Consider the following 13709-nt stretch of genomic DNA (forward strand, 5'->3'; position numbering starts at 1 on the left):
ACTCGCCCGCCGACGTCAGTCGACTGCTGCTTATTTGGTCCAGTCCCAGATGTTCCAGACGAGACCGGTCTGGCCACCGAAGTAGCCGATGCCCTTGATCGAGCTGTTGGTGGCGAAGATGCCGGGCAGCTGGAAGAGGGGCAGACCGTAGGCGTCCTTGAACGCCAGGGTGTCGAGCTGGATCTTCTCGTCCTGAAGGGTCGAGGTGTCGAGCGTCGTCTGGGTCTTGTTGGCCAGAGCCGTGGCGTCCGCCTCGTTGAACTTGTTGTAGTTCGACGGGTTGTTCGCCTGGAAGAGCTGCGGGATGGCGGCGTTGCCGACACCCGGGTTGATCCAGCCGAAGATCGACGCGTCGTAGTCACCGGTCGTGAGGAGCGAGCTCCACTGAGCGGAACCACCGTCGACCACCTTGAAGCCGGCCTTCGCCGCCGAGGCCTGGATGGCCTGGAAGGTGTTGACGCGGTTCGGGTTCTGGGTGTTGTAGAGGATCTTCACGGTCGGGGTCGCACCGTTGAGGAGCTTCTTGGCGGCGTCGATGTTGACGCTGTTGTAGTCGCTCGAGCCGTTGGCCTTGACGGCCTCGTCGTAACCGGCCTGACCGGGCAGGAAGATCTGCGAGTTCAGGACTTCGGCCTTCGAGTTGATCGGCGTGACGATGGCCTTGAGGATCTCGTCGCGGGGGATCGTGTCGAGGAACGCCTTGCGGACGTTCTCGTCGGCGAACACGGTCGACCCGAAGTTGAGGTCGAGGTGGTCGTAGGCGACCTGGCTGCCCTGGAGCAGCTTGGTGCCCGACGCGGCCTTGAGGGCCTTGACGGTGTCGGCGGAGGCCTGCGGCTGGATCGCGTCGACCTCGCCGTTCTGGAGAGCGGTGACCTGCGCGTTGGCGTCACCGATGAAGCGCATGATCAGCTTCGAGAACTTGACCTTGTGCGAACCGGTGTACTCGGGGTTCGGTACGAAGGTCATGGACTGCTTCGGGGTCCAGGCGCTGACCTCGAGCGGGCCGCCGGAGACCAGGAGGTCTTTGTCGGAGGGGAGCGAGGTGGCGTCGTAGCCCGTGTTCACGAACTTGGCGGCGGCCTCGATGGTCGCGTTGGGGGCCGCCGGGTTGTCGGCGTCTCCCTTGGGGGTGTCCATGAACGCCTTGGTCAGGGCGGCGGTCGAAACGCCTGCCTTCTTGGCGACGATGTGCGCCGGGAACTGGATCGGGTTGACGATGTTCCAGTCCACGTAAGGCGTGTCGTAGGTCCAGGTGATCGTCTTGTTGCCGTTGCTGATGGTCGGCAGGTTCGTCGTGAACAGCTTGCCGGCAGCGGTGGAGAAGTACTGCGTGCCCTTGGTGACGTTGCCGTCGTCGTCGAGCGTGGAGGAGTCGTAGTAGGTCGAGTTGATCGCCCAGCCGAGCATGAGGTCGTCGGCGGTCATCGCGACGCCGTCGGACCACTTCGCGTTCTTGTTCAGCGTGTACTCGACCTTGAGCGGGTCGCTGCTGATCTTCTTGTACGTTCCGAGGTCCGTGTTGGGGACGATGTTGTACTTCTGGTCCAGCGTGAAGAACTGCGGCTGGGTCAGGTAGTTGATCTGGCCGTTGGTGTCGAGGTTGCCCTGCGGCGTGTTGGTGTTGAACGACGTGGCTTCGTTGACCTCGGCGATCGTGATGTTGCCGCCGCTCGAGGACGACGACGACGACGCGCTGCTGCCCGAGGCGGTGCAGCCGGCGAGAGCGATGCTGGCCGCTCCCGCGAGGGCAAGGGCGCCGAAGAGCGGGCGCATCCGCTTACCAGTGATTTTCACTGAATGTTCCTCCTGATGGAATGTGACGCACAGCGGCGCCGTGCAGCGCACAGCGATCCGCCTGGATAAGAAGACCATAAGTAAACCGTTGCCAAACGCCAAACCGCGACGGAAACCGTTACGACTCGGAAACACACGAAGCGGATTCCTTGCGAGGTTGGTCACATTCCTGCGTCGATCGATCAGGCGGCGCAACATTCGTGCAAAACGAGGAGTATGCAGTTGTGCCCGCTGGTCGCAACCTCCCCGTAATGGTCTGACATGATGGGCCGGACCAGGAGGACAGATGTCGCGTAACCCCGCCCCGTCCGCGAGGGCGTCGTTCCCGCTCGCCGAGGCCCTCCCCGTCGGGGTCTCCAGCGGCCGCGTCCGGGCCGAGATCCTTCTCGTCCTCGGTCTCTCCCTCGGCGCCTCTGCCGTCTACTCCGTGGTCCAGATCCTCGACCTGCTGACCCGGACGCAGTCGCTCGCGAGCCAGACCGCGACGCTGAACACCTCGCAGTCGTCCCGTCCCGTGTTCGACTTCGTCTATCAGGTGCTCTCGAACGGCTTCGACCTGGTGCCCGTCGTCCTGGTCGCGTTCCTCGTCTGGAAGCAGACCGCGCCGCATCTCGCGCGTCTCGGCATCGCCTTCAACCGACTGGGGCGGGATGCCCTGGCCGGCGTCGCTCTCGCCCTCGCGATCGGGATCCCCGGCATCGCGCTCTACTTCGTCGGCCGCGCGATCGGCATCTCCGTCGACGTCGTGCCGACCAACCTGGCGGCCCACTGGTGGACCGTGCCGGTGCTGCTCTTCTCGGCCTTCCGCTCCGGCGTGACCGAGGAGGTGATCGTGGTGGCGTACCTGTACGCCCGCCTCCGCGACCTCGGCTGGAAGACCTGGACGATCATCCTCACCGCCGCTCTCCTCCGCGGCACCTATCACCTCTACCAGGGCTTCGGCGCGTTCATCGGCAACGCGGTCATGGGCATCGTCTTCGGCTGGCTCTACACCCGCTTCGGGCGTGTGCTGCCGCTCGTGATCGCGCACTTCTTCATGGATGCGGCCGTGTTCGTCGGCTACCCCTGGGCTGCGGCGGCGTTCCCGGCTCTGTTCGGCTCCCACCACTGAGGTGACGTGGAGCCGTGGCCCGGGCATCCCCCGATCTCGGCGCTGCCGCCGTCTGCATCAGCACACGGAGCTCGCGAGGGAGCTGTGGCGAGTGTCCACCCGATGCCGTCGAACACAGCGTCGACGACACCAAGTGGACACTCGCCTGACGCCCTCTAGGCGAAGGCCTCGACCGGCGGGCAGGCGCAGAACAGGTTGCGGTCGCCCCAGGCCTGGTCGATGCGGCGCACCGGCGGCCAGTACTTGGAACGCACGAGCGCCTTGAGCGGGTAGACGGCCTCTTCACGCGTGTAGGCGGCGCTCCATTCGCCCGCGATGACGGCCTCGGCCGTGTGCGGTGCTCCGCGCAGCGGCGAGTCGTCAGCACTCCACTCGCCGGCCCCGACGCGGTCGGCCTCGGCCTTGATCGCGATCATCGCCTCGACGAACCGGTCGATCTCGGCGAGGTCCTCGCTCTCGGTCGGCTCGACCATGAGAGTGCCGGCGACCGGGAACGACATCGTCGGAGCGTGGAACCCGTAGTCGATGAGCCGCTTGGCGACGTCGTCGACGGTCACCCCGGTGGCGTCGCGCAGCGGACGCAGGTCGAGGATGCACTCGTGCGCCACGAGACCGCTCTCGCCCGAGTAGAGCACCGGGTAGTGGTCGCGAAGGCGGGAGGCGACGTAGTTCGCCGCCAGCACGGCGGCTCCGGTCGCGTCGGTGAGGCCCTGGGTGCCCATCATGCGGACGTAGGCCCAGGAGATCGGCAGGATGCTCGGGGACCCGTAGGGCGCAGCCGACACGGGCACACCCGCGTGGGCGAGCCTGTCGCCCGCGGCTGCCGCCGGAGCACCGGTTCGACGATCCGCCTGCTGAGCCAGCGGATGCCCCGGCAGGAACGGGGCGAGGTGCGCCTTGGCCGCGACCGGACCGACGCCCGGACCGCCGCCGCCGTGAGGGATGCAGAAGGTCTTGTGCAGGTTGAGGTGCGACACGTCGCCCCCGAACTCGCCGAACCGGGCGAACCCGAGAAGCGCGTTGAGGTTGGCGCCGTCGACGTACACCTGGCCGCCGGCCTCGTGCACGGCCTCGGTGATCGCGCGGATGTCGTGCTCGTACACGCCGTGCGTCGACGGGTACGTGACCATCAGCGCTGCGAGCTCTAAGGCGTGCTCGGCCACCTTGGCACGGAGATCGTCGAGGTCGACGTCGCCGGCGTCGTCGCAGGCCACCACGACGACCCTGAGGCCCGCCAGGACCGCGCTGGCCGCATTGGTGCCGTGCGCGGATTGCGGGATCAGGCAGACCGTGCGGGCGTCGTCGCCGTTGGCGAGGTGGAAGCCGCGGATGGCCAGCAGGCCGGCCAGCTCGCCCTGGCTGCCGGCGTTCGGCTGCAGCGAGACGGTGTCGTAGCCGGTGACCTCGGAGAGCCAGCCCTCGAGCTGACCGATGAGCTCGAGGTAGCCCTCGACGTCGGAGGCCGGTGCGAACGGGTGGATGTTCGCGAACTCGGGCCAGGTGACGGCGGCCATCTCGGTCGCCGCATTCAGCTTCATCGTGCAGGAGCCCAACGGGATCATGCCGCGGTCGAGGGCGTAGTCCTTGTCGGCGAGGTGCTTGAGGTAGCGCATCATGCTCGTCTCCGAGCGGTGGGTGCGGAAGACCGGGTGCGTCAGGTAGTCGCTCGTGCGGAGCAGGTCGTCGGGCAGCGACGATCGGGACTCGGAGGGCACCGCGAACCCGAGGATCTCGCCGAGGCGGTCGAGGTCGTCACGGGTCGTGGTCTCGTCGGTCGAGAGACTGATCCGGCCCTCGTCCACGAGGGTCAGCAGGTAGCCGGCGTCGTGCGCTCGAGCGACGAGCTCGTGAGCGCGCCCGGGGACGGACAGCAGCAGCGTGTCGAAGAACACGTCGTTCTCGACCTCGACCCCTGCGGCCTGGGCACCGGCCGCGAGATCGGTCGCCATCCGATGCGTGCGGGTCGCGATGTGCTTGAGCCCCCAGGGGCCGTGGTAGACCGCGTACATCGACGCCATGACCGCGAGGAGCACCTGAGCGGTGCAGATGTTCGACGTGGCCTTCTCGCGGCGGATGTGCTGCTCGCGCGTCTGGAGGCTGAGGCGGTACGCGGGGTTGCCGACGGCGTCTTGGGAGACGCCGACGAGGCGGCCGGGGAGCTGGCGCTCGAGCCCCGTGCGGACGGCCATGTACCCGGCGTGTGGGCCGCCGAAGCCCATGGGCACCCCGAAGCGCTGGCTGGTGCCGACCGCGACGTCGGCCCCGAACTCGCCGGGCGCGCGAAGGAGGGTGAGCGCGAGCAGGTCGGCGGCGACGACCGCGATGCCGCCGCCGAGGTGGATGCGGTCGACGATCGCGGCCGGGTCGAAGACGTTCCCGGTCGCTCCGGGGTACTGGACGAAGACGCCGAAGGCCTCCGGCAGGGCGTCGACGCCGGTTGTGGCGAGCGGCAGTTCGACGAGCTCGATGCCGACCGCGGCCGCACGGCCCTTGAGCAGGGCGCGCGTCTGCGGCAGGGCGTCGGTGTCGACGACGAACCGGTTGCTCGCCGACTTCGACGCGCGGCGGGCGAGCAGCATGCCCTCCACCACCGCGGTCGATTCGTCGAGCATCGAGGCGTTGGCCGTGGTGAGCCCGGTCAGCTCGGCGACCATCGTCTGGAAGTTGATCAGGGCCTCGAGGCGCCCCTGGGAGATCTCGGGCTGGTAGGGCGTGTACGCCGTGTACCAGCTCGGGTTCTCGAGCACGTTGCGCTGGATCACGGCGGGGGTGACGGTGCCGTAGTACCCGAGCCCGAGGAACGAGCGGTTGACCGTGTTCCGCGACGCCAGCGAGCGCAGTTCGACCAGGGCCTCCTGTTCGCCGATGGGCGACGGCAGGATGCTCGACCCGAGCGCCTGGGCGTGGATCGAGTCGGGCACGGCCGCCCGCATCAGCGCCTCGACGCTCGGCTGACCGATCGCGTCGAGCATCGTCTTCTGGTCTTCGGGAGTCGTGCCGATGTGTCGGTCGACGAATCCTTCGGCGGCGGAACCGGTGACCAGCCCCGGGCCGGACTCGACGACGCTCATTCGGCGGTCAGGGCGACGTACTCGTCGCGGGAGAGGAGTGCCGGCAGGTCGCCGGACATGGTGATCTTGACGAGCCAGCCGTTGCCGAACGGCGAGGAGTTGACCAGGTCGGGGCTGTCGACGACGGCGTCGTTGATCTCGAGGACGGTGCCGAGCACCGGCGCGAAGAGTTCGCCGACCGACTTGGTCGACTCGATCTCGCCGACGACCTTTCCGGCCTCGATCTCGGAGCCGACGGCGGGGAGGTCGACGTAGACGACGTCGCCGAGCTTGTCGGCGGCGTAGTCGGTGATGCCCACGGTGGCGGTGTCGCCCTCGATGAGGAGCCACTCGTGCTCGGCGGTGTACTTCAACGTGGTCAGGTCGGTCATGGCAGGGCCTCTCAGGAGCGCTTGTAGAAGGGGAGGGCGACGACGGTCGCCGGGATCGTGGTGCCGCGCACGTCGACGCCGAGCGTCGTGCCGACCGCGGCGGAGTCGGGATCGACGTAGGCCATCGCGACGGGATGGCCGAGCGTGGGCGACAGGGCGCCGCTCGTCACGACGCCGACAGGGGTGCCGGACGGGTCGACGACGGCGTAGTCCGCTCGAGCGGCCCGCTTGCCCTCCAGCGCGAGGCCCACGAGCACTCGGGCGGACGCCTCGGGCTCGACGTGGTCGCGGCCGGCGAACGACGACTTCTTCATGTCGACCACGCGCCCCAGCCCGGCCTGCGCGGGCTTGGTGTGCAGGCCGAGCTCGTGCCCGTAGAGGGGCATTCCGGCCTCGAGACGGAGGGTGTCGCGGGAGGCGAGGCCCGCAGGGACGACGCCGCGCGGGGCCCCGGCCTCGGCCAGCGCCTGCCAGAGGGCCGGCGCGACGTCAGGGGCGAGGTAGAGCTCGAAGCCGTCCTCGCCGGTGTAGCCGGTTCGGGCGATGAGCACGGGGGCGTCGTCGAAGGTGCCCTGAAGCACACGGTAGTAGCGGAGCTCGGAGAGCGGGGAGTCGGGCGCCAACCGGTCTGCGGTGATCAGTTCGTCGAGGACCCCCTCGGCCTCCGGACCCTGGATCGCGATGAGAGCGGTGTCGTCGCTCTCGTCGTCGACGGTGACGTCGAAGCCGTCGGCCCGGTGCGCCAGCAAGTCGAAGGCCGCGCTGCGATTACCGGCGTTCGCCACGACGAGGAAGTCGTGCTCGTCGAGCCGATAGACGACCAGGTCGTCGACGATCCCGCCCCCTGCGGTGAGGAGAAGGGAGTACTTCGCGCGGCCCACGGCGATCGTGGAGAGTGTTCCGGCGAGCGCCGCGTCGAGGAAGGCACCGGCATCGGGACCGCTGACGGCGATCTCGGCCATGTGCGAGAGGTCGAACAGGCCGGCGGCCTGGCGGACGGCGTGGTGCTCGGCCAGGTCGGAGCTGTACCGCACCGGCATCTGCCATCCGGCGAAGTCGGTGAAGCTGGCGCCGGCCGCGACGTGGACGTCGTGCAGGGGACTGTAGCGGGGCTCGACCCCGTCGGAGGCGGGGGGAACGGTTGCGTCGGTCAAACGGGACTCCGGAGGCTCGGTGAGCGTGTCAGCAGGAATCCCCCTCTGTCATGAGCCTGAGAGCTTCGCGCCCCCTCGCAGGAAGGGGGAGCTTTCACCGTGGGCGAGGACGGATGACTCCGTCCTGCTTTTCAGAGTGGCCACAGTGCATGTGGACGTCGCGGTTCGTGTACCTGAGAGATTGGCGGGGATGCTTGCTCCTTCGGTGGCCGACCGGTGAGGGTCGTGCGCTCTCCCGCGACGTGTTCGTGGCCCGATGTTCGATTGTGCGCTCAGCCTAGCAACGCTGTGTTTCGGGCGGGTGACTTCTCCACAGGGGCCGAGCCGGGCATCCCCCGGCCCCGGGCCCCGGCCCTCTAGAAGTTGGGAATCTGGGAGGGCGACACCTTGGAGGGGGTGGTGGGCTGCTCGGCCTGCTGCTGCTCTTCGAGGGCGGCCAGCATGCCGCGGACGTCGTTGATCAGCTGGACGACGCCCTCGGGGAGGATCTCGAAGCCCTCGGTGTTGCCCGGGTTGATGACGAGGCCGGTCTCGGCGGGGATGGCCTGGATGAGCTCGGCGGCAGGAAGCTGGACGGCGTACTGGGCGACCTCGACCACGGCGTTGGCGATGCGGTCGACGTTCGTGAACGCGGCGAGCATGGGCGTGCCGTTGCGGTCGAACAGGACGGGCTGCATCTCGTTGAGGTCTTGGTTGACCTCGGTGGCCGTGGGCACGACGACGAGGGCGTTCACCAGCTGGCCGATGACCTCGTTCATCTCGCCGGTGCCGGCCTGGCCGTCGCGGATGGCCTGCTCGAGGGGGCTGAGTTCGCGCCCTTCGACCGGCCGCACGAGGCCGTTCTCGTCGACGTTGGACGCCGCCTCGAACACCTGCGTGGGGATCTCGGCCTGAGTGTCGTCGAAGGGAGTCGTCTCGGCGGTGGCGTCGTCGCGGGCGGTGTCATCGGAGGAAGTCATCCCGACACCCTGCTCCCTCAACCTCCCAATGCCCTCAATCCGAGGCGGCGTGTCCGGGCAGGACCCTGCACGGTGTGAAGCGTTGGAGGCAACGCGCACCTCCGGCTGGTCGACTGGACGTCAGGGCCCGAAGACGTGCCGCCGACCCCGTCGACATCGTCGAGAGGATCCCCGTGCGCCCGATCATCCGTTCCAGCCTCGCTCTCCCGCTCCTCCTCCTTGCGGCCGCGCTCCCGCTCGCGTGGTTCCTCCTCTCCCCCACGGCCGCCCTCGCCCTCCTGGCGCTGACGGTGCTCGAGATCGCCATGGCGGCCGACTCCTCGGTGCCGATGGCCGGCATCGCGAGCCGCATCGCGCATCCCGCGCGCCGACTCTTCCTGTCGGTCGGACTCGTTCTGGGCGTCGTCGCCATGCGGCTCCTACTGCCGCCCGCGGCCGTGGCCGTGAGCACGGCCGAGTCAGCGGTGGATGCGGCTGCCGACGCGGTCTTCCGGCCGGCGTCGTTCGCCGATCACCTGGCCACCGCGCGCCCCGACATCGCCGCGTTCGGCGCGGTCTTCATCTTCCTGGTGTTCGCCGAGTACCTCTTCAACGTCGACCGCAAGCCCCGGCGGCCGTGGCTGGGACGGTTCGAGGCCGTGCTGGCAGGGGTCCGCTCGCCCCGATGGATCGGGCTCGGTCTCGCCGTCGTCGGAGCAGGCCTGGCCACGGGCTTGACCGCGCCGGACTCCCGCCTCGGAGTCGCGGTGGCGGGCGGCATCGGGATCGCGACCTACCTCGGCGTCAAGGTCGTGGCGGCCGCGGCGCAGCACGGCTCGCCCACCGGGTGGCGGCTGCATCTGCATGCCGCGACGGTCGTGTTCGAGCGGGGGCTGACCGTGTTCATGCTGTTCGAGATCCTCGACGGCGTCTACAGCCTGTCGTCGCAGGACACCGGGCTCGACTACGGCGCACAGGCGCTCGTCGCGGCGGCGGGCGTCGGGATCGGGGCGGTGTTCCTCGCCCGACTCACCTCGCAGGTCGACTCCGAGTCGGGTCTGACTCGCCTGCGGCATCTCAAGGCCGGCGCGGCCTACGTGCTGGGGGTGCTCGCGATGCTGTTGTGGGCGAGCCTGGTGGTGCCGATCCCGAGCGTGGTCGCCGGCTGGTTCGGCACCGTGATCATCGGGCTCGCGTTCCTCACGTCGCTGCCCCGGCGCCGTCGGCGTCGGGCGGCGGCTCAGGCGGCGACCGCCGGCTGACGACGAACGCCCGGGCCGCTGAACGGCGGCCCGGGCGGTGTGCGGTCGGAATGCGGTCGGAGTGCAGACCTAGGACTGCGGCTTCGGCTTCTGCGTGTAGATCGCGCCGGTGGAGAAGTCCTCCTCCAGCTGTTCGAGCGAGCGGCCGTTCGTCTCGGGCACGAACCGGAGGACGAAGAAGAACGCCAGCAGGTTGAGGATCGCGAAGACGAAGAAGGTCGGCGTGATGCCGACTCCCTTCACGAAGACCGGGAACAGCAGGCTGACCACGAAGTTGGTGAGCCAGAGGATCAGCACGGTGAGGCCCATGGCGAGACCGCGGATGCGCAGCGGGAACATCTCGGAGAGCATCAGCCAGATGACCGGGCCGATGGTGCCCTGCATCACGCCGACGAAGCAGATGATGAAGACCAGCGTGACGACCGCGCGGAGCAGACCCTCGGGAACCACGACGGACGTGAATCCGATCAGGAAGTGGAAGACCGTCGTGCCGGCGAACCCGAAGATCAGGAAGTGGCGGCGGCCGAACCGGTTCACGAAGCGGAGGCCGACGAGGACGGCGACCACCGCGATGATGCCCGACCCGACGTTCGCGATGAGAGCGCCCTGCTGGCTGAAGCCCGACTGCTGCAGCACCTGCGTGCCATAGTACATGATCGAGTTGATGCCGGTGAGCTGCTGCGAGATCGCGAGGCCGATGCCGATCAGAAGGAGCTTGAAGATCCACGGCTCACGGAGGTCTTTGTAGGTGCCGTTCTTGGCGGTGGAGTCCTCCTGGGCCAGGAGCCGCACCTCGTCGAGCTCGGCCTGGGCCCGCTCGGGCGTGCGGATCTTCTGGAGCACCTTCAGGGCCTCCTCCTCGCGGCCCTTCGAGAGCAGCCAGCGCGGGCTCTCGGGGTTGCGGAGCATGCCGATGAAGAGGGCGATGGCAGGGAGCACGGCCACGGCGAGCATGTAGCGCCAGACGTTGCCGGTCTCGCCCCAGACGCTGCCGATGACGGCGTTGACGGCGAAGGCGGCGAGCTGACCGGACACGATCATCAGCTCGTTCCGCGTCACGTACTGACCACGGCGCTCGGTCGGGGAGATCTCGGAGAGGTAGACGGGCACCGTCACCGAAGCGCCGCCGACGGCGAGCCCGAGCAGGAAGCGGGTGACGGAGAGGAACTCCCACGTGGGCGCGAAGACGGATCCGAGCGCGGCGATGAAGAACAGGACCGCGAGGGCGGTGACGGTGGGCTTGCGGCCGATCCGGTCGGCGATGCGACCGACGAAGAAGGCCCCCAGAGCGGCGCCGACCAGGAGGATCGAGGTGACGAACCCCTCGGTGAACGAGGTGAGCGAGAGGTCTTTCTGAAGGGAGTCGAGGGCCCCGTTGATGACACCCGTGTCGTACCCGAACAGCAGACCGCCGAAGGTCGCGCCGACGATGACCGTGGACATCACCCGGCTGTGCGGCCCCTTGGTCAGTGGCGGAAGGGGCACTTTCGCCGACGATGGGGATTCGGTCTGGATCACTGTTCCTCCATTGGTGTTTCGTGATCGGGCCGCATCGAGGCGGCCCTCGGAGGAAGCGACTGCGCTCTCTCCGAACCTTTCTCGAGGCGGGAACCCATCACTTGGACCGATCCCAGTCTCGCCACATCATGATAGGCGCGCCGTCTGCATATGTCCCGACAATGTGACAAAGGCATGACGATGTCAATGAGAACGCATGAAGCTGCCCGCGGGCCGAGGGCGCGCGGGCAGCTACATTAGACGACAGGTGCAGCCTAGACCTCCACCGCAGTCACCATGATCGGCCGCCTCACCGACAGCGACTCGGTGGCCGCATCCGCGAGCGCCTGGGCACGGAGGCCGTCCGCGAGCGACGGCGACGGCGTGCGCTCTTCGACGAGCGCGGACACGAACGCTCCGAGTGACGCGGCGTAGCTGTCGCGCAGGCGCTCGAACCACCCGGCGTGCAGGCCGTCCTCCACGATGGTCGAGCCGACGTACTTCGAGACCGAGCCGTTGCGCTGGCGCCGCGCCTCGATCATGCCGAGCGAGCCGACGACCTCGATGCGCTCGTCGTAGCCGTAGCCGATGCGACGGGTGCAGTCGATCTGGCACAGAGCGCCGCTCTCGAGACGCACGGTGACGACGGAGGTGTCGACGTCGCCGATCTCCGTGAGGCGCGGCTCGGCGAGAGCCGAACCCGCTGCGAAGACCTCGACCGGCTTCTCCCCCGTGATCCAGGTGAGCAGGTCGAAGAAGTGCACGGCCTGATCGCGCATCTGCCCGCCCGAGACGGCCAGGTACTCGAGCGGCGGCATGGAGGGGCCCCGCGAGGTGAGGTGGACGAGCTCGACCGTGCCGATGTCCCCGGCCCGCACCTGCGCCTGAAGCGAGGCGTAGTCGCGGTCGAAGCGGCGGTTGAAGTCGATCATGGCCGGCACGCCGCTCTCCTCGACGACACGGACGGCCTCGGTGGCCCGGGCCAGGTCGAGGTCGATCGGCTTCTCGCAGAAGATCGCCTTGCCGGCCCTGGCCGCATTGCCGAGGTGCTCGGCGTGCGTGTCGGTCGACGAGGCGATCAGCACGGCGTCGATGGACGGGTCGCCGAACACGGCCTCGAGATCGTCGGTGGCCACGGCTCCGTACTTCGCGGCGAGGGCCGTGGCGCGAGGCAGGTCGACGTCGAAGACCACGGCGAAGTCGACGGCGGGATGCGCGGCGAGATTGACCGCGTGGGCGGACCCGATGAAACCGGCCCCGAGCAGGGCGAAACGGACGGGCGACGTGAGGCTCATGCGCGAGCCTCCTCTCGGGAGTGCAGATCGGCGAGGGAGACGGAGGGCTTCGTCCAGGCCCCGGAAGCGCTCGACGACCGCGCCGCGGCGTCGACGAACGCGACCCCCAGGACCCCGTCGTCGATCGTCGGGAACGACAGCTCGCGCGGCGTGAAGGGAGCGCCGTCCCGGCGGGCGAGGAGGGCGTCGGCGACATCCGAGTAGAAGTCGGTGAAGGCCTCGAGGAATCCCTCCGAGTGGCCGAGTCCGACTCGCGTCAGCCGGGCCGCGTCCTCCGAGAGGCGGGCCTGCCCCTGGGCGAGGGTCGTCGATGTCGCGTCCGCGCTCCGGACCACGAGGTGCTGCGGATCCTCGTGGCGCCATTCGAGGCTGCCCTTCTCGCCGAAGACGCGGATGCGCAGACCGTGCTCCTGGCCGGTCGCGACCATGCTGGCCCAGAGCGCCCCGCGCACTCCGCCCGTGAGGTGCAGGTGCACGAACGCGTTGTCGATCACCCCGCGCTCGGGAACGACGGTCGACAGGTCGGCCGAGACCTCCTCGAGCTCGAGGCCCGTGATGTAGCGCGTGAGGTGGAAGGCGTGCGTGCCGAGATCGCCGACGACGCTCGGGAACCCGGCGATCTCCGGGGTGGTGCGCCAGAGGGCCTGCTTGTGCCCGGTGCGCTCGAGCGCCTCGGAGGCCCAGCCGGAGGCGTGCTCGACCTGCACCAGCGTGAGCTTTCCGAGGGCGCCATCGCGGACGAGGCGGGCTGCCTCGCGCACCATGGCGTAGGCGGAGTAGGCGTGCGGCACGGCGAAGACCACGCCGGCCGAGGTCGCGAGGCGGTGCAGCTCGAGCGCGTCGGCGACCGAGGTCGTCAGCGGCTTCTCGCAGACGACGGAGAACCCGCGTTCGAGGAAGATGCGAGCGAGGGGCAGGTGACTGCTGTTCGGCGTCGCGATCGTGACGACCTCGATTCCGTCCTCACGCTCGGCTTCGGCGTCGGCCATGGTCTCGGCGTCGGGGTAGATGCGCGAGGGGTCGACGTGCAGACCCGCCCCGAACGTCTTCGACGCCTCGGGGTCCTGGCCGAAGACGCCGGCGACGAGCTCGTAGCGGTCGTCGAGTCGCTGGGCGAAGCGGTGGGTCGCGCCGATGTCGGCACCCGGGCCCCCACCGACCATGCCGATCCTGATACGCGGGCCGCCCGCGGTGGTACGTGAATCCATGAGGC

10 protein-coding genes and 2 riboswitches are annotated in these 13709 nt (G+C 68.8%); of the genes, 2 read left to right on the forward strand and 8 right to left on the reverse strand.

All coding sequences use genetic code 11. The features are described 5' to 3' along the window. Positions 1-30: 30 nt before the first annotated feature. On the reverse strand, positions 31-1797 hold the full coding sequence (locus ABEA39_RS06470) for an ABC transporter family substrate-binding protein (RefSeq protein WP_345374540.1): 1767 nt from the start codon (positions 1795-1797) through the stop codon (positions 31-33). Between the two features lie 286 nt (positions 1798-2083). Here ABEA39_RS06470 and ABEA39_RS06475 point away from each other — a divergent pair, with 286 nt between their 5' ends. Then, entirely contained in the window at positions 2084-2908 is an 825-nt protein-coding gene (locus ABEA39_RS06475; RefSeq protein WP_345374542.1) for a CPBP family intramembrane glutamic endopeptidase, read from the forward strand. Between the two features lie 155 nt (positions 2909-3063). Here the strand turns inward: ABEA39_RS06475 and gcvP are convergent, their stop codons facing one another. The 4 genes from gcvP to ABEA39_RS06495 all read right to left on the reverse strand — a co-directional run bounded on the left by gcvP (position 3064) and on the right by ABEA39_RS06495 (position 8463). After that, a complete protein-coding gene (gcvP, locus tag ABEA39_RS06480) occupies positions 3064-5979 on the reverse strand; it encodes an aminomethyl-transferring glycine dehydrogenase (RefSeq protein ID WP_345374545.1) in 2916 nt (971 codons plus the stop codon). After that, complete coding sequence (gene gcvH / locus ABEA39_RS06485; RefSeq protein WP_345374547.1) at positions 5976-6350, reverse strand: glycine cleavage system protein GcvH; 375 nt, start codon at positions 6348-6350, stop codon at positions 5976-5978. Before gcvH ends, gcvP begins: the two co-directional genes overlap by 4 nt. Positions 6351-6361: 11 nt before the next feature. Beyond that, a complete protein-coding gene (gene gcvT / locus ABEA39_RS06490) occupies positions 6362-7504 on the reverse strand; it encodes a glycine cleavage system aminomethyltransferase GcvT (RefSeq protein WP_345374549.1) in 1143 nt (380 codons plus the stop codon). Between the two features lie 35 nt (positions 7505-7539). Next, positions 7540-7649, reverse strand: a riboswitch (glycine riboswitch). Positions 7650-7655: 6 nt separating this feature from the next. After that, positions 7656-7752, reverse strand: a riboswitch (glycine riboswitch). A gap of 108 nt (positions 7753-7860) precedes the next feature. Continuing rightward, positions 7861-8463, reverse strand: coding sequence for an SseB family protein (locus ABEA39_RS06495; protein ID WP_345374551.1), 603 nt, complete (start codon positions 8461-8463; stop codon positions 7861-7863). 173 nt (positions 8464-8636) lie between these two features. Between ABEA39_RS06495 and ABEA39_RS06500 the strand changes: the two genes are divergently transcribed. Next, positions 8637-9704 carry a DUF475 domain-containing protein gene (locus ABEA39_RS06500; protein WP_345374553.1) on the forward strand — a complete coding sequence of 356 codons (1068 nt, stop codon included), beginning with the start codon at positions 8637-8639 and terminating at the stop codon, positions 9702-9704. Positions 9705-9773: 69 nt separating this feature from the next. Here the strand turns inward: ABEA39_RS06500 and ABEA39_RS06505 are convergent, their stop codons facing one another. From ABEA39_RS06505 to ABEA39_RS06515, 3 genes are all read right to left on the reverse strand, one after another. Beyond that, on the reverse strand, positions 9774-11333 hold the full coding sequence (locus ABEA39_RS06505; RefSeq protein ID WP_345375293.1) for a sugar porter family MFS transporter: 1560 nt from the start codon (positions 11331-11333) through the stop codon (positions 9774-9776). A 143-nt stretch (positions 11334-11476) separates the two neighbouring features. After that, complete coding sequence (locus ABEA39_RS06510; protein WP_345374555.1) at positions 11477-12496, reverse strand: Gfo/Idh/MocA family oxidoreductase; 1020 nt, start codon at positions 12494-12496, stop codon at positions 11477-11479. Beyond that, positions 12493-13704, reverse strand: coding sequence for a Gfo/Idh/MocA family protein (locus tag ABEA39_RS06515; RefSeq protein WP_345374557.1), 1212 nt, complete (start codon positions 13702-13704; stop codon positions 12493-12495). The genes ABEA39_RS06510 and ABEA39_RS06515 overlap by 4 nt, the downstream gene beginning before the upstream one ends. Between the last annotated feature and the right edge of the window lie 5 nt (positions 13705-13709).

The sequence above is a fragment of the Frondihabitans cladoniiphilus genome (genome assembly GCF_039544345.1).
In the GTDB taxonomy this organism is placed as follows: Bacteria; Actinomycetota; Actinomycetes; order Actinomycetales; family Microbacteriaceae; genus Frondihabitans; species Frondihabitans cladoniiphilus.